A 16,814-nucleotide genomic window follows, 5' to 3' on the forward strand; every position below is an offset into this window, starting at 1 on the left:
GAATCGTTTTTCAATGAATTATTCTTCGTTGGATCTCTCCACGGAAAGTACCTTATATTCCAAAACTCCCGCCTGAGTCTCTACGGTAACCTCATCTCCCACTTTGTGATGCAATAAAGCCATACCTACGGGAGACTCGTTGGAAATCTTTCCCTGCAAGGAGTTTGCCTCTGTGGAACCTACAATCATGTATTCCACTTCTTCATCAAATTCCTTGTCAAACAGCTTAACCTTACATCCGATATTGATGGTGCCTTCTTCCGCATCATCCACTACTTCCGCATTCTTTAACAAAGACTCAATGGCAACGATTCTTTCTTCGATTTCTCTCTGCTCATCCTTTGCTGCATCATACTCAGCGTTCTCAGACAAATCTCCCTGTTCCCGAGCTTCCTTAATCTTTTCTGCAATCTCTTGTCTCTTATTTACCTTTAAATTATGAAGTTCATTCTCTAACTTATTTAATCCTGCCCTGGTAAGGAGGTTTTTCTTTTCTTCAGCCACCTGATATCCTGCCCTTTCTCTAAAACTGCAATGACGGCTTCTGGAGATCCAGAAGCCGTTTCATCCAATGATTCGATGTAGTATTCTAGCAACGGAAGCTTGAGAAGTCAATGTTTTTCCGCTATAAATCCCTAACCATTTGGAATACCTTCTCCAAATCGTTCTCCGTATTCACCCTCTGTCTCCAGCGGGCTGCATTTTCCAAGCCTTCCATATACCAGGAAAGGTGCTTTCGCATTTCCAAAAGAGCCAGATGCTCCCCCTTAATCTCCACCATCAGCTTTAGGTGCCGTAGCATCATTTCCTTTCTTTCCGAAAGGCTCACCGGCGGAAGCTTCTTCCCTTCAGAGAGAAGGCTGACACAGGCTCGTATCAAAAAGGGATTCCCTTGGATTCCCCGAGCCAGCGCAATACCGTCTACCCCGGTGGAAAGGAGCATGGCCAGAGCATCCTCTTCTTGGAAAATGTCTCCGTTTCCAAAGACGGGAATCTTCACGGCTTCCTTGGCTTCCTTAATATATTGCCAATTGGCCTTTCCTCTATAATATTGCTCTCTGGTTCTGCCATGAATGGTCACGGAAGCCACCCCGGAGGCCTCCGCCATTTTCGCAAATTCCACCACATTGATGGCATCGTCTGTAAAGCCGATGCGAAACTTTACTGTAAGAGGTTTCTTCAAGGCTTTTGCCATGGTGCTTAAAACCTGTTCCGCTAATGGAAGGTTGGTCATTAAAGCTGAGCCCTCCTGATTCCGTACCACCTTAGGCACAGGACAGCCCATATTGACATCAATGCCGTCAAAGTCATCTTCGATTCGGCAGGCCATTTCCGCCATCAAGGCCGGATCCGAGCCAAAAAGCTGTGCCGATACAAGTCCCGGCTCTCCTTTGTGTTCCAGTAGGGAATCGGTATTTTGATTGCCATAGTAAATGGCTTTCGCCGACACCATTTCCGTAAAGGATAAACTTAAGCCCATTTTCTTACAAAGGATGCGGTAGGGTAGATCCGTCACCCCCGCCATGGGAGCCATCAGTATGTTTCCCGGAAGCTTACAGTCCTTTAAGGAAATCGGCCGAAAGAGGTTTTCTCCCCCCTCTTCTTCCCTCTTTTCCAAGGCCTCCTCATAGGAAAAGTCGGATATTCCGTGACTTTTCACGATTTCTTCTATTTTTTCTTTTTCAACAAAATATTCGATACTGTCCTTCTTTCTACTCTAAAGCAATGCATAGACTCCTCTTACTTTTTCTCTATATTTTGAAGCATTGCATCGACTTCTCTTACTTCTTCTCCAGATTCTGCAATCCTGCATAATACTCTTCCAGCTTGGAAAAGAGCTCCTTATAGTCCTTTTGAATCTGCTTCTTCTTTAGCTCTGCCCCTATCGGGTCATAAAGATAGTCCGTCTCCTCTGCAATGCTGATAAGCTCCAGCCTTCCTTCTTCTCCGAATTGCATCAGAAACACGCCGCCGATTTCCTCCGTATAAGTAACGGTTATTTTTTGCAGGCTTTCCTGCACCTCTTTGGGCAGGAGGGAAAAGCGGGGATTGAAAAAATACTGTTCTCTATAGGAATTGGCCCCGCAGAGCACCTTCTCTTCTTCTCTTTTTAACGCTTCCTGATTCATTGCTTTTTCGTCCATCGTTTTGCTCCTTTCGGATTTTTTGCCTGTCCCATCATAACATAAAATTAGATAGTGCACACTACGCGAGGGATAATCATTAAGAATAAAATGAGACAATGCACACTGCACGGCAATACTCGTAAAAAAAATAGAGGGAATGAATTCGAAATTTCTTCCGACTTCTTCCCTCTTATTCTAAAGATTTCCTCTTATCTTACCAGAAGCTGAGCAATACGATACTGCTCCTCAGGAATATCCTTCTTCATGCGCAGTGCTTCCTGGATATCATAATCCACGAACTCACCCTTCTTATATGCCACAAGACGGTTGGACTTTCCTGCCAAAAGCAGCTCCACCGCCTTAGCACCCATAATAGAAGCATAATAACGGTCCTTACAGGTTGGAGATCCGCCTCTCTGCATGTGTCCTAAAATGGTAGCTCGGGTTTCGATACCGGTTGCCGCCTCGATTCTCATTGCCATGGAGGAAGAATGTCCGATTCCCTCCGCATTGATAATGATGTAATGCTTCTTTCCTCTTTTTCTGCTTTCAATAATACGGTTAATGATGGCCTGCTCATCTCCATCATACTTCTCCGGCAAAAGAATTTCTTCCGCACCATTTGCCACACCGCACCAAAGAGCGATATAGCCTGCGTGTCTTCCCATTACCTCGATAATGGAGCAGCGCTCGTGGGAGGTAGAAGTGTCTCGAATCTTATCAATAGCCTGCATAGCGGTATTGATAGAAGTATCAAAGCCGATGGTGTAATCTGTGCAGGCAATATCCAAGTCAATGGTTCCGGGAACGCCGATGGTGTTAATGCCTAAAGCGGACAGCTTTCCGGCTCCCATGAAGGAACCGTCTCCTCCGATAACCACGATGCCGTCAATACCGTGCTTCTTACAAATCTCCGCACCTCTCTTCTGGCCTTCAGGAGTAGTAAACTCCTTACATCTTGCGGTGTACAGCACGGTACCGCCTCGACTGACAATATCGGAAACAGAGTGGCTGTCCAATTCTTTGATTTCTTCCTCTAAAAGTCCTGCGTAGCCACGCATAACACCCTTAACCTTTAAGCCATTGTGAATCGCGGTTCTTACCACGGAACGAATCGCCGCATTCATTCCGGGAGCATCTCCTCCGGAAGTCAAAACACCAATTGTTTTTACTGCTTTCCCTGCCATAACTGCCTCCAATCTACCTTACTGTTTTTATTTTATTCTTTACCGTTTCTCTATACCGGTCTTACCACCTGTTCCGCCATGTATTTATTTCTGAACAAGTACATTATATTACTCTATCCTTAAGCATTTTTCAAGGATTTTAGCTGTTCTTTCACATTTTCCGGACCTACAATTTTTGCAAGATTTTCCAGCAATTCTTGGGAAGATTGTACAGCATAAAGCTTCCCTAAGCGTTTTATAGCCTTTTCTTTCCTAAGGTAAATGGCCACGGTACTTTCGCCTCCCTCTTGAGACAGGCATTCCAAAACTTCCTTTTCCTTCTCCAGATAGGCCTCTTTGTCGGAAAATTGCAACCAAATTTCTTTCGGCAAATTTTCAAAAGCTATAATTTTTTCCGCAATCAATTTTCCGTTGGCTTCATCGCTCATTTGCACTCTGCCGTAGACAAATACCTTTCTGTCCTCCTGAATCAGCTCCTCTGTAAGCTCGTAGGTCTTCGGGAAAACCACCACTTCCATGGAGCCGGTATTGTCTTCCAGAGTCACAAAGGCCATCATATCATTTTTCTTGGTAATCCGCCTGTTAATGCCGGTAATCATTCCTCCTACGGTACAATGCTCATCGTCCACAAGATTCTTCTCTTCCTCTATCGCTTCCAAGGAGAAGTCTCTGGCTCTTCTGCTGCAAAGCTGCTTTAGAAGGGCTCTGTCACTGTCCAGAGGATGTCCGGAAAGATATACACCTAAGGCATCCTTTTCATTTCGCAGAAGCTCAGCCTTGGGAAATTCTTCCAAATCCGGAAAAATCAGCTCAAATTCCTGTCTTTCCTCCGCTTCTTCTCCCAAAAGGTCCAAAAGGCTCATCTGCCCCGCAATCTGGTCCTTCTTTCCCTTCTGCAAATCCTCCAAAACCTCCGGAAGCATTACCAGCTTTTCCCTTCTGTTTCCTTCCAAATTGTCAAAGGCTCCTGCATGGATAAAGGACTCCATGGCTCTTCGGTTAATGCCTCTTTGGCTTAGTCGCTGAACCAGATCTTCAAAGTTTCTAAAGGGACCGTTCTTTCTTTCCAGAATAATCTGCTCAGCGGCGGATCTTCCCACGCCCTTTACGGCGGAAAGGCCATAACGAATCTTCCCTTCCTTCACGGAGAAGCCCACCTCCGCCAGTTGGATATCCGGAGGAAGGATCTCTATGCCCTGTTCCCTGGCCACTTCGATATACTCAGCGGTTTTCACCGTGTTATCCATAAAGGAGCTCATGGTGGCAGCATAAAATTCCGGGGCATAGTAATATTTTAAATAGGCGGTTTGATAGGAAAGCAGTGCATAGCTTACCGCATGGGACTTATTAAAGGCATACTTGGCAAAGTCAATCATCTTGTCATAAATCCGATTGGCTATCTCTTCGGAAATCCCCTTGGAAATACAGCCTGCAATGCCTTCTTTCGCATTGCCGTAGACAAAGCTCTGCCTTGCCTCCTCCATGACAGAAGTCTTCTTCTTGGACATGGCTCTTCGTAAGAGATCCGATCCGCCCATGGTAAAACCTGCCAGGTCACGCACAATCTGCATAACCTGCTCCTGATATACGATTACCCCATAGGTATTTTTCAGGATGGATTCCATCTCCTTACAGTCATAGTGTACGGTAGCAGGATTTTTCTTTCCGGCAATGTAGTCCGGAATAAAGTCCATAGGTCCCGGACGATACAGAGCCACTCCCGCAATAATGTCATCCAGACAGGAGGGCTGTAGTCGTTTCATAAAGTTTACCATTCCCGCAGATTCCAGCTGGAACACGCCGGCACAATCTCCTTTGGAAAGCATGGCGTAAACCTTGGCATCGTCATAGGGCAGTTTGTCCAAATCCAGCTTTACCCCATGATTTTCCTCTATAAATCGAAGGGCATCCTGAATCACCGTCAGGGTTCGAAGGCCCAAGAAGTCCATCTTCAATAAGCCCAGCTCCTCTATGGTGGTCATGGTAAACTGGGTGGTAATGGAGCCGTCGGAGCCTCTGGACAGAGGCACATAGTCGGAAACCGGACTTCCGGCAATCACCACTCCTGCCGCATGCATGGAGCTGTGCCGGGGAAGCCCCTCCAAACGAAGACACATGTCTATCATTTGCTTGGTTTCCTCTTCCGTATCGTAGAGATTTTTTAACTCTTTACTGACACTCAACGCCTTTTCCAAGGTCATATTTAATTCGTTTGGCACAAGCTTTGCCAGCTGGTCACATTTGGCATAGGGAATATCCAGTACTCTTCCCACATCTCGGATGACTCCTCTTGCCGCCAGGGTTCCGAAGGTAATAATCTGGCTGACCTGCTCTTTTCCATACTTTTTTCCTACATAGTCAATGACTTCCTGTCGTCTTTCGTACTCAAAGTCCACGTCTATATCCGGCATGGTCACACGTTCCGGATTTAAAAAACGCTCAAAAAGCAGCTGATGTTCTATCGGATCCACATCCGTAATGCCTATGGCGTAAGCCACAATAGATCCCGCCGCAGAGCCTCTTCCAGGTCCCACCGCTATGCCATGGGTTTTGGCAAAATGAATATAGTCCCAAACCACCAAAAAATAGTCCACAAAGCCCATATCGGAAATGGTATTTAACTCATAATAGAGCCTGTCCTTATTTTCCTGCCAACTCTCCCCATAACGTTTCTCCAAGCCCTTAAGACAAAGCTCCTCCAAATAGCTGTAGGCGGAATGCCCCTCCGGCACAGGGTATTTCGGCAAATGATATTCCCCGAAAGTAATATTTACCTGACAGCGCTTGGCAATCTTCCCGGTATTTTCTAAAGCTTCCTTCGCATAAGGAAATAACTCCTCCATCTCCTCTTCGCTTTTGATATAGAACTGTCCACCGGGATAGCGCATCCTATCCTCGTCCATCAGTTTTTTACCGGTCTGTAAGCAAAGCAGGATGTCATGGGCCTTGGCATCCTCCTTGTAAGTATAGTGAATATCATTTGTAACCACCAGGGGAATCCCGGTTTCTTCATGGAGGCGTAACATCCCCTGATTCACCAGCTTCTGCTCCGCATAGCCGTGGTCCTGCATTTCCAAAAAGAAATTTCCCTTTCCGAAAATGCCTTCATAGCGAAGTGCCGCCTGCTTTGCCTCCTCATACTGGGAAAGCCTAAGATTTCGAGACACCTCTCCCGCAAGACAGGCGGATAGAGCAATGATTCCTTCATGGTACTTTTCCAAAACTGCGTAGTCTACTCTGGGCTTATAGTAATAGCCTTCCGTGAAGCCTAAGGACACCAGCTTCATCAGGTTATGGTATCCTATATCATTTTCCGCAAGAAGCACCAAATGATAATATCTGGCCTCCCCCTTTTGGATAAAGCGTTCCTCCATGGAACGACTTAAATATATTTCCGAGCCAAGAATCGGGTGAATTCCCTGTTTCTTTGCCTCTTTATAGAAGTCTATCACACCGTACATTACCCCATGGTCTGTAAGGGCAATGGAGTCCATTCCCAGCTCCTTCACCCTGGCAATCATCTCCGGAATCTTTCCGGAGCCGTCCAACAAACTATAACTGCTATGTACATGTAAGTGTGTAAATGCCATGTTCTGTCCTTCTATCTGCAAGACCTTCGTTCTAAACCCTTTATCCTACCCTCTATACTGTACAGGGTATTTTCCGGATTGCCTAGTCTTTCTGTATATAAAAAGGAGCCCGTTTCCGAGCTCCTCTGTTTAAATCGCTTCTCCAAGAAGATATCCGCTGATTGCTGAAATCGCATCCTCTTCATCTTCTCCCTCTGCAGATACATATAGCTCTGCGCCGTTATTAATGCCGAGTGCCATCATCCCCATAATGGATTTTGCATTTACCCTTCTGCTTCCCTCCGTCATATAGATGCTGGATTGAAAGCGACTGGCAATTTGTACGAGCATCGCCACCGGATGATCATCTGTTTTGTTTGTTAAGTTAACGGTTACATTACTGTCTTTCATGGTCTGTGCCTCCCTGGTGCATTTGAGCTCCCTAAACGCAGGGTATCCTCACTCCATCCTCAGTTCCAAAGCTGTCTGTCTAAATTGTCTTGAAAATGCAGGCCTAACCAATGTACCTTTGCGAGGAAAGCTCCTCTTTTGCATATTTTATTTTTTTAATCCTATTTCTTATGCGTAGCGGATTGTTCCTCCCGAAGTTCTTTTGCAATTCTGGCCAATTTACGCAGGCGATGATTCACCCCGCTCTTTCCTATAGGGGGCTCTAATCCCTGTGCAAGCTCCTCCAAAGAAGCATCCGGATATTGCAAACGACGCTTTGCCACCTCTTTAAGAGCCTTCTCCAGTCGATCCAGTCCTAAGACCTCCTCGATGTATTGAATTTCTTCCTGCTGCTTTAAGCTGGCTTTTACTGTGCGATTAATGTTTGCGGCTTCAAAGTTTACGCGCCGGTTCACATTTTCGCTGACCTCCTTTAAAATGCGGGCATTCTCCAATTCCATCAAGGCATCCACTGCCCCTAAGAGTTTTAAAACATCTGCGATCTCCGAAGCATCCTTGAGATATACCATATGATTTTTGCCTCTTTTTCCCTGCTTTGGATGTAGAGAATAATGTCGTAGAATCTCTTCTACTTCCCTGCCGTCCTCTGCTTTAGAAAAAACAAATTCCAAATGATATTCTTTTTGGGGATTAGTTAAAGAAGCGTTAGAAAGAAAAATCTGTCTTAGTTTTTCCCTTCTCCCCTTCTCATCATCTGCTTTCATATTAAAGGTTTTTTCCAAAGCTGTAAAGTCAATTCTCCTTAGCTCCTCCTTGACTTTCTGGGAAAAAGAGGCTTTTTTTGCTTGTTTTTCTTCTGCCATCACTTTTGTCTCTTGGTAATTTTCTACGCTGTTTTTCGTTATTTTTTCTATTTTTTATGAGGTTTTTATATTTTTTAGGACTTATATCATTTCTTTATATCCCTATGTTCCAGTCGAATCCCATAATCCGCATGTTCCTTTAGGGATTGATACAATTTTTCCGCCATAGTGACGGAACGGTGCTTTCCTCCGGTGCAGGCCAGTCCCAATACCAGCTGATTTTTCCCTTCCGCTACATAAAGAGGAAGGAGGAATTGAAACAAATCCACCAGCTTATCTAAAAAGATTTGCGCATTTCCATCCTGAAACACAAAATCCTGGACTTCCTTTTCCTCCCCGGTATGATTCCGTAAATTGGGATCGTAATATGGGTTTGGCAGAAATCGAAGATCAAAAAGTAAGTCCAAGTCCTCCGGCATTCCGTATTTAAAACCGAAAGAAAGAATGGAAAGCTGAAGATTTTGATACTTCTTCTCCTCCTGTACAATCTCCTTAAGCTGCTGCCGGAGATTTTTTGTTAAGAGCCTGGAGGTATCAATGATTAAATCCGCCTTTTTCCGAAGAAAGGCCATCTTTTCTCTTTCCCTTGCAATTCCGTCCTGAATGCGGCCTTCCTTTGCCAAAGGATGGCTTCGTCTGCTTTCCTTATATCGCTGAATCAGTACTTCATCCCCGGCATCCAGGAAAAGAATGCGAAAGGGCACCTTCTTTTCTTCCCGCCAGTTTTCAATAATCTTTTCCAGTTCCGAAAGCTCTTTTCCGTTTCTGCTGTCGATTCCTAAAGCTGTCCTCTGTTCATTTTCCCTGCTGGAAAGTAAGAGTTCCAAAAATGAATTCATAAGCCCGATAGGCAGGTTATCGATGCAGTTAAAACCGAAGTCCTCCAAATGCTTCAGACAAACGGTTTTTCCCGCCCCGCTCATTCCGGTTACAATTAAAATCTCCCCCACAGCTTTACCTCTGTTTCTAAACGCACTCCCTGCTTTTCTTCCACGATTCGAATTACTTCCCTGATCAGTCGGTAAATCTCTTTGGCATCGGCATCCCCCAGGTTCACTACAAAGCCGCAATGCTTTTCGGACACTGCCGCTCTTCCCATTTGAAAGCCCCTTAAGCCGCTGACTTCAATAAGGCGGGAAGCATAGTCTCCCTCCGGCCTTTTAAAGGTGGAACCTGCTGAAGGCATATCCAAAGGCTGTTTTTCCTCTCTCCGTCTTTGAAAATCCTGCATTTTTTCCCGGATTTCCGCAGGATTCCCTTTTTCCAAAAGAAAGCTTGCTTTTAGACAAATATCATTTTCAGAAAGGCAGGAATGTCTATAGGAAAAGTCCATTTCAGAAAGTTCTTTTTCTAAAAGTTCTCCCTTTTCATTTAAAAGTAGCCCCTTATAGAAGAAATCCTTGATTTCTCCTCCGTAGGCTCCGGCATTCATTTTCACCGCTCCCCCAAGGGTTCCGGGAATCCCGGAAAGGGGTTCAAAGCCGGTGTAGCCGGCTTCCATGGCAACCTCCGCCATTTTCTTTAAGGTGCATCCGGCCTCTGCTTCCAAAAGCCCCTGGCCATCCTCCTGCACTTTTATACTGCAAGAAGATAAATTATCCTTTAATAAAATAACGGCTTCTTCCACACCCTCGTCGGAAACCAGGAGATTGGAGCCGTTCCCCAAAATCAGATAGGGGCGGCTCTCCTTGTATAATTCCTTTACCAGCTCCTGTACTTCTTCTACGCCGGAGGGAATATAAAAGTCCTTTGCCTTTCCGCCAACCTTAAAGCTGGTATAGTCCTTTAAGCTCTGTTCCGTTCTATGCTCCATCCTACTCTCTTTTCCCTAAAAATCTTCCGCTTCCTGTTTCTTCATATTGGCGGTCACTCGCTCATACAGCACCTGTGCCGCATTGTATCCCATCTTCTTGGCTCTGTTATTAATGGCGGCACACTCTACAATGATAGCTACATTTCTTCCCGGACGAATGGGGATATCATAGCTGATAATATTGTTGCCTAAAAATTCTATATAGTTATCCTTTAATCCCAGACGGTCATAGTCCTTCTCCTTGGACCACTCCGCCAAATTAATGACCATATTCAGCGTCTGGGTATCCTTTACCGATTCCACACCAAACATTTGCTTTACATCGATAATGCCGATTCCTCGAAGTTCAATAAAGTGCTTGGTAATGTCCGGTGCCGTTCCCACCAGGGACTCATCGGAAACCTTTCTTAATTCCACCACATCGTCGCTGACCAGACGGTGTCCTCTTTTAATCAGCTCCAATGCAGCCTCCGACTTACCGATTCCACTGTCCCCCATGATGAGGACACCCTCTCCATACACATCCACCAATACGCCGTGGACGGTAATCATCGGTGCCATCTTTACCTTTAACCAACGGATAATTTCTCCCTCCAGCTCCGTAGTAGGTCTCGGGCTGGATAAAAGAGGAATTCCGGCCTCCTGGCATGCGGAAATCATACAGGAATCCGGTTCAATGTCTCTGGCATAAATAATACAGGGGATTGGATACTTGGTAATCTCATTATATCTTGCCCTTCTCTCCGGTCTTTCCATCCGCATCAAATACGCCGTTTCCACATTTCCGATAATCTGTACACGCTCGGAATCAAACTGGGCAAAAAACCCTGCAAGCTGTAAGGCAGGACGGTTTACATCCGGAATCGTCATGTAAATCTGATCCGTATCTATTTCCGGAGTGAGATTCTTTAAATTTTCTTTTTTAATTAACTCCGATACACTCACCTTTTCCGCACTTTTCATGAAAACCTCCTGCTTTAGGGGGATGCATTGTCCCACTGTTTTTCTATCTTTTGCAGTATAGGTTTTTCAGGCTAAAATTGCAATCCCAAAGAAGCTATGCTACACTTCAAAATAGTCTTAATAAACGAGATATCGCACGCTTTGCGCACGATACTCGTTATGAATAAGATGTCCCGGGCGTTTATACGCCATTATTTTAGAAGCAATAGTTCATCAGAAGATAAAAACGATAAAAAGATAAAGAATATACCGAGGAAAGGAGGAGAAGGCGAAAATGGAGAAGGACAAGGCAATCGGTATTTTTGATTCCGGTCTTGGGGGACTAAGTGTCTTAAGGAAGCTCAAGCAGGAGCTGCCGGGGGAAGACTTTATTTTCTACGGAGATCAAAAGCATGCTCCCTATGGTGAAAAATCAGAGGAAGACGTACGCTCTCTGTCCCTCTCCGCCTATCGTTTTCTACAGGAAAAAGGGGTAAAAGCCACTGTTATCGCCTGTAATACCGCCACCTCCGCAGCTGCCCCCTATCTTCGGGAGCTGTTTCCGGAGGATATCATTATCGGTATGGAGCCTGCGGTAAAGCCTGCAGTAGAAGCATTACAAGATGAATCTAAATCGGATAAAACAAAAAAAAAGATTCTGATTATGGCTACAGAGCACACTATTCAAGGCGAGCGTCTACACCAGCTGATTTCCCGTTTTGGAGATCCTTCCCAATTTCTTCTCCTCCCCTCCCCCGGCATCGTCCGCCTCTTGGAAGCAGGAAAGGGAGACAGTCCGGAAATGGAAGACTATCTTTCTCAGCTTTTACTCCCCTATCGGAATGAAGCCGTTTCGTCTATTGTGTTGGGTTGCACCCATTTTCCCTTTGTAAAGGAACAGATTCAAATCGCCCTGCCCTATCCTGTACGCTTCTTTGACGGAGCGGAGGGCACAGCCAAGGAAACCCGGCACCGTTTGGAGGAGAGGAGTCTTTTGAAGGAGGAAATGCACAAGGGTCAGGTAGAGCTTTTTAGCAGTAACGAAGACAGCTCTTTGATGGAAGCCTTTTACCGGAAGAATTGCCGTCCTTTTTCTTAAAAAAAATTTTTTTAGAAAAGTTCTTGACAAGTTTTCGGAAGTTTTGTATATTGTACGGGTGCCGCGAAAACGGCGGAAACAAGCGCCCTTAGCTCAGCTGGTAGAGCAGTAGACTCTTAATCTATTTGTCCAGGGTTCGAGTCCCTGAGGGCGCAGTTCTAAAGAATGTTGGAAGAGCAACATTCTTTTTTTTTATTTTTTTCTAAAGACTTTGGCTTGTCCTTTCTCTTTCTTAAAAGCTTTGCTATACTCTGTAGGAAATAACTTTTGAGTAAAGGAGATTTTTATGCAAAAGATTTTAGTTTGCGATGATGATAAACAGATTGTAGAAGCCATTTCCATCTACCTTACCGGAGAAGGATATCAGGTGATTAAGGCATTTGACGGATATGATGTTTTAAAGATTTTGGAGAAGGAAAATGTGGATCTTATCATTCTGGACGTGATGATGCCCGGACTGGACGGTATCCGTACCACTTTGAAGATTCGAGAAAAAAGCTCCATTCCCATCATTATCCTCAGTGCCAAGGGAGAGGACACCGATAAGATTCTCGGCTTAAATATCGGTGCGGATGATTATATCACCAAACCCTTTAACCCCTTGGAGATGGTGGCCAGAGTAAAGTCCCAGCTTCGCCGCTACACCCAACTCGGTAATATGAATGAACAGTCTAAGGGAGAAGCCATTTACAGCTGCGGCGGTCTGGTGATTAATGATGACACCAAAGAGGTATCCGTAGACGGCGAGCTGGTAAAGCTTACGCCTATTGAGTACAATATTCTCCTTCTTCTGGTTCGAAATGCCGGTAAAGTCTTTTCCATTGACGAAATTTATACCTCCATTTGGAACGAGGAAGCCATCGGGGCGGACAACACTGTAGCGGTGCATATCCGTCATATTCGAGAAAAAATCGAAATCAACTCCAGAAAGCCTAAGTATTTGAAGGTGGTTTGGGGTGTGGGTTATAAAATTGAAAAGCAGGGAAAGAGCGAGGACTAAGCATGAAACGTCTTCTCCCCTTTTTACTCCATTTTTTCATTTTATTTCTCTTTTCCATCAGTCTGGTGTTGTTGCATTTTGCCCCCAAGGGAAGTGATACCATTGCCTTTTTGCAGGAGAAGAACTACCTTTCTTCCTCCAGCTTCGATAGTGCGGTTTCGGAAAGCATCAACGATATCTTTGATTATATTGATCTTCGGGATCTTTTTGAAACCAGAGGAACCCTGGATTTAAACCATACCATAGCCCAGAGTGAAAGTAACGGTGCTACCCGTTCCTACAGTCTGGACTATTTGATTAAGTATGCCCGTTCCATGGGCTACTATTTAAACGAGAAAAATGAAATCATGGAGGACGGTCCCGCCACTGTTACCAAGGAACAGGACGAAAAAGAACACCAGATCAAAGTGATTTACCGTGCCTATCTTCCGGATTACCAGCCTGCCAGCCCTGCTGACGGTTTTATGAGCTTGGGAAGACTGTCCAAGGAAGCACTGAGCTATTTGGCAAAGTACTATGCCATCCGCTCCCGATATTTTGATCAGGGCTCCAACTTCCAATTTTATGTGGCTTATAGCAATGGAAATAATTCCACCTATTATAATAATGAAAATGACGGCACTGCGGAAAAAATTCAAAAGCTGGGGAAATATGTTTTTACAGCCTCTTCTTCTTTGGAAATTAAAAGCAATCTAAAAACGATTCCCTCCAATCTGGTGCCTCTTTTGGAAGCCAGAGATCCTTATAAAGACGGTTCCTATGTCTTTGCTGCAGGGGTGGATACCTCCTTCCCTGTTCATGACCAATATAAAATCATGATGGAGGAATACAGCATTCGAAGAAACCTGAGTATTTTGGGCGTAGTGCTTTTCTTCGGAAGTCTTATAGCCTTTGTGTTTAGCTTTGCTTCTCTATTATTACATACCGGTCGGGGAGAAAATCGGCAAATGATTCTTTATGCCATTGACCGGGTGCCCTTAGAAGGCATTTTGGCTATATCTGTCTTTTGGTTCTTTTTTGCAGAAGTCTTCAACCGATATTTTTTCGACAGCTTGATTCTGGTATTGGGAAAATTGCCGGAGCCCCTCTTCTTTCATAGGATGGGACTTTTCGCCCTGCGCTACACTGTTTTTCTGCCTCTGCTTCTTTCCCTGGTGCGGCAGATGCGGAAGGGAATTCTAATTTCCTCTTCCTATAGCAGACGAATTTGGAGTCTTCTGGAGAGTACACTTTCCGCCAGCGGCTTTACCCGTTCCAGATTATACAGTGTACTGCTCTTCGTCCTTCCGAATTTCCTGGGCATTGGGTTCTTCGGCTATAATCTTTACTGCTTTTTCCATCATAAAAGCCTCTTACATCTGGGCTTTAGCTTACTACTGCTTTTTCTTTTAATTTCCATCGACTACTACTCCTACTCCATCAGTAGAGGATTGAAAGCAGCGGTAACGGAGCAGGTAAAGGCGGAGCGTTTAAAAACCGACTTGATTACCAATGTTTCCCATGATTTAAAGACCCCTCTTACCAGCATTATCAGCTATGTGGATCTTTTAAAGCGGGAAAATATTGAAAGTCCCAGAGTTCAGGAATATATCGCCGTTTTGGAGCAAAAGTCCGCACGTTTAAAGAATCTGACGGAGGATTTGGTGGAAGCCAGCAAAGCCAGTTCCGGAAATATCTCTTTAGAGCTTATCCCGATTCACTACACGGAGATTTTGCAGCAAAGTCTGGGCGAGTTCGAAGACAAGTTGGCTGCCCGCTCCTTACAGGTGCTCACTACCCTCCCTCAGGAGGATATTCTGATTCTGGCGGATGGTCGACAGCTTTTCCGGGTATTGGAAAATCTTCTTAATAACTGTTGTAAATATGCTTTGCAGGGAAGTCGGGTCTATGTGGATTTGCAAAAGGGAGAAGAAGAGGCCACCTTTACCATGAAAAATATTTCAGAAGCCCCCTTAAACGTTTCCCCGGAAGAGTTAACGGAACGTTTTGTACGTGGAGACGTAAGCCGAAGCACAGAGGGCTCAGGTCTTGGCTTGTCCATTGCGAAAAGTCTGACCAAGCTGATGAACAGTAAAATGAAGATTGAAATTGACGGGGATTTGTATAAGGTTTCCCTTTCCTTCCCTTTAGTAAAAGAGGAATTGTAAATTGAAAATGATAAAGCAATCTCTGAAAAATAAACTGAGTCGATACAGTAGAAACAGCCTATATTTTGTTCTGCTTTTTTCCATGCTTTTTTCTTTTGTGTTTTCTCAACAAGCTTTGGCGGATACCTGGCCCACTTGTGTAGACCAAATTGAGGCGGATGGTGCTTTGCTGATGGATGCCAAGTCCTCCACGATTCTCTATGCTAAAAACGAGAACACTCACTACTTTCCCGCCTCCATTACCAAGGTCTTAACGGCCATCGTCGTGTTAGAGCACGTGGAAAATCTGGAAGAAAAGGTCACCTTTTCCCAGGAAGCCACCAGAGGAAATCTGGAAAACAATTCCACCGTCATTGCCGCATCTCCGGGAGATAAGTTAAGTGTTCGAGACTGTCTATACTCCCTTCTGCTCCATTCCGCCAACGACTGCGCCAATGCACTGGCAGAGCATGTGGCCGGCTCCAACGAAAAGTTTGCGGAACTGATGAACCAAAAGGCTGCGGAAATCGGCTGTACAAATTCTCATTTTACCAATCCTTCCGGACTGAACAATCCGGAACACTACACCAGTGCCCTGGATATGGCAAAAATCATGCAGTACGCCATAAGCAATCCGACATTTTGTCAGATTGATGCCACTCAGGTATACACTCATGGCCCCTTGATTAAATATCCGGACCCCAATGCCCCGGAAAACACCATCTATGCTCACCATAAGATGATGAAGAAAAGCAATAAGGAGTATTACAGCGGTGTATTTGCCGGAAAGACCGGATATACCCTTCTTGCCGGAAATACCTTGGTGACAGCCTGCAAAAGAGGGGATACTACCCTAATTTGTGTTATCTTAAACGGTCATAATTCCCAGTACCGGGACAGCAAAAAGCTCTTCGATTTCGGCTTTGCCAATTTCAACTCTTATCCTACGGAAAGCAATGATAGGCGCTTTGCCCAGTTGGAAAATCCTTGGACGGTGGACGGACTTCCCTTGGTGGAGGCTTTGCATTTTACCGTAGGAAGAGATGAGCAGATTTGTCTTCCCAAAAATATTCCCCTAACGGATATTGCCTCTACCCTATCCTACGATATTAGCGATGAGGAAAAAGCCAGCGGCAAGATAGCCAAAATTCTCTATCAGTACGATGGAAGAACGGTAGGCACAGCTTATGTGTACCTGGAGGATTCTAAAAAAGAGGAAGACAACAAGGATCTTCCCAATACTTCTTTAAAGAAGGCGGAGAATATTCCCAAGCAGATCTCCGTAGCCATGGAAAATCAGGAAAATGAAAGCAAGGCGGAAGAATCCACAGCCATGGACAAAATAAACCACGCACCCATTGTCTTCGATAAGAAGGCAGGAAAAATCATCCTGCAAAAGCCTATCCTACGGGTGCTTCAGATTCTTTTTGCTATATTCACTCTGGTGCTTCTTTCTCTTCTCTTTCTCTATTTTTTTCAAAGAAGGGAAGAATTCTACAGAGCCAGAAGAAGAAAAAGAATGTTAAAGCACACAAAGGATCTTAGCCGAGAACAAAAGGCGAAACGTGACCTGATGTTTGAAAAGCGAAAGAGGCAGAAAAAATAGTTGAACAGGAAGGCCTTTTTTGAATCTCGAAAGATTCATCTTGAGAAAAGCTATGGAAAAAAAATAGTTTTT

14 protein-coding genes and 1 tRNA gene are annotated in these 16,814 nt (G+C 44.8%); 5 read left to right on the top strand and 10 right to left on the bottom strand.

Features of this window, described 5'->3' with window-relative positions; translation table 11 throughout:
- Positions 1–18 precede the first annotated feature (18 nt).
- The 10 genes from greA to hprK all read right to left on the bottom strand — a co-directional run bounded on the left by greA (position 19) and on the right by hprK (position 10,932).
- Complete coding sequence (gene greA / locus RDQ32_RS00805; protein ID WP_308578757.1) at positions 19–504, bottom strand: transcription elongation factor GreA; 486 nt, start codon at positions 502–504, stop codon at positions 19–21.
- A 121-nt stretch (positions 505–625) separates the two neighbouring features.
- Complete coding sequence (gene dusB, locus RDQ32_RS00810; RefSeq protein WP_308578758.1) at positions 626–1,660, bottom strand: tRNA dihydrouridine synthase DusB; 1,035 nt, start codon at positions 1,658–1,660, stop codon at positions 626–628.
- Positions 1,661–1,781: 121 nt separating this feature from the next.
- Positions 1,782–2,144: a DUF6145 family protein gene (locus RDQ32_RS00815; RefSeq protein ID WP_308578759.1), complete on the bottom strand. Its 363-nt coding sequence runs from the start codon at positions 2,142–2,144 to the stop codon at positions 1,782–1,784.
- A 191-nt stretch (positions 2,145–2,335) separates the two neighbouring features.
- Positions 2,336–3,313, bottom strand: a complete 978-nt coding sequence (gene pfkA / locus RDQ32_RS00820) for a 6-phosphofructokinase (protein ID WP_308578760.1) — start codon at positions 3,311–3,313, stop codon at positions 2,336–2,338.
- Positions 3,314–3,432: 119 nt separating this feature from the next.
- The gene (locus RDQ32_RS00825; protein ID WP_308578761.1) at positions 3,433–6,903 is read right to left on the bottom strand and encodes a DNA polymerase III subunit alpha; all 3,471 of its coding nucleotides are present in this window, start codon (positions 6,901–6,903) and stop codon (positions 3,433–3,435) included.
- A gap of 129 nt (positions 6,904–7,032) precedes the next feature.
- Positions 7,033–7,293, bottom strand: coding sequence for an HPr family phosphocarrier protein (locus tag RDQ32_RS00830; protein ID WP_007156650.1), 261 nt, complete (start codon positions 7,291–7,293; stop codon positions 7,033–7,035).
- Between the two features lie 161 nt (positions 7,294–7,454).
- Entirely contained in the window at positions 7,455–8,156 is a 702-nt protein-coding gene (whiA, locus tag RDQ32_RS00835) for a DNA-binding protein WhiA (RefSeq protein ID WP_007156651.1), read from the bottom strand.
- Positions 8,157–8,242: 86 nt separating this feature from the next.
- Positions 8,243–9,079, bottom strand: coding sequence for an RNase adapter RapZ (rapZ, locus tag RDQ32_RS00840; RefSeq protein ID WP_304069960.1), 837 nt, complete (start codon positions 9,077–9,079; stop codon positions 8,243–8,245).
- Positions 9,080–9,090: 11 nt separating this feature from the next.
- Positions 9,091–9,969: a UDP-N-acetylmuramate dehydrogenase gene (murB, locus tag RDQ32_RS00845; protein ID WP_308578763.1), complete on the bottom strand. Its 879-nt coding sequence runs from the start codon at positions 9,967–9,969 to the stop codon at positions 9,091–9,093.
- A 15-nt stretch (positions 9,970–9,984) separates the two neighbouring features.
- The gene (gene hprK / locus RDQ32_RS00850) at positions 9,985–10,932 is read right to left on the bottom strand and encodes an HPr(Ser) kinase/phosphatase (RefSeq protein ID WP_040648658.1); all 948 of its coding nucleotides are present in this window, start codon (positions 10,930–10,932) and stop codon (positions 9,985–9,987) included.
- 274 nt (positions 10,933–11,206) lie between these two features.
- Between hprK and murI the strand changes: the two genes are divergently transcribed.
- From murI to RDQ32_RS00875, 5 genes are all read left to right on the top strand, one after another.
- The gene (gene murI, locus RDQ32_RS00855) at positions 11,207–12,010 is read left to right on the top strand and encodes a glutamate racemase (protein WP_308578765.1); all 804 of its coding nucleotides are present in this window, start codon (positions 11,207–11,209) and stop codon (positions 12,008–12,010) included.
- 82 nt (positions 12,011–12,092) lie between these two features.
- A tRNA-Lys gene (locus RDQ32_RS00860) sits at positions 12,093–12,165 on the top strand.
- Between the two features lie 131 nt (positions 12,166–12,296).
- On the top strand, positions 12,297–13,010 hold the full coding sequence (locus tag RDQ32_RS00865) for a response regulator transcription factor (RefSeq protein WP_007156657.1): 714 nt from the start codon (positions 12,297–12,299) through the stop codon (positions 13,008–13,010).
- 2 nt (positions 13,011–13,012) lie between these two features.
- Positions 13,013–15,157 (top strand): HAMP domain-containing sensor histidine kinase, encoded by a 2,145-nt coding sequence (locus RDQ32_RS00870; RefSeq protein WP_308578767.1) that lies wholly within the window; start codon positions 13,013–13,015, stop codon positions 15,155–15,157.
- 7 nt (positions 15,158–15,164) lie between these two features.
- Positions 15,165–16,742 (top strand): D-alanyl-D-alanine carboxypeptidase family protein, encoded by a 1,578-nt coding sequence (locus tag RDQ32_RS00875; RefSeq protein ID WP_308578768.1) that lies wholly within the window; start codon positions 15,165–15,167, stop codon positions 16,740–16,742.
- Positions 16,743–16,814 lie beyond the last annotated feature (72 nt).

It is taken from the genome of uncultured Oribacterium sp., from assembly GCF_902481605.1.
GTDB lineage: Bacteria > Bacillota > Clostridia > Lachnospirales > Lachnospiraceae > Oribacterium > Oribacterium sinus.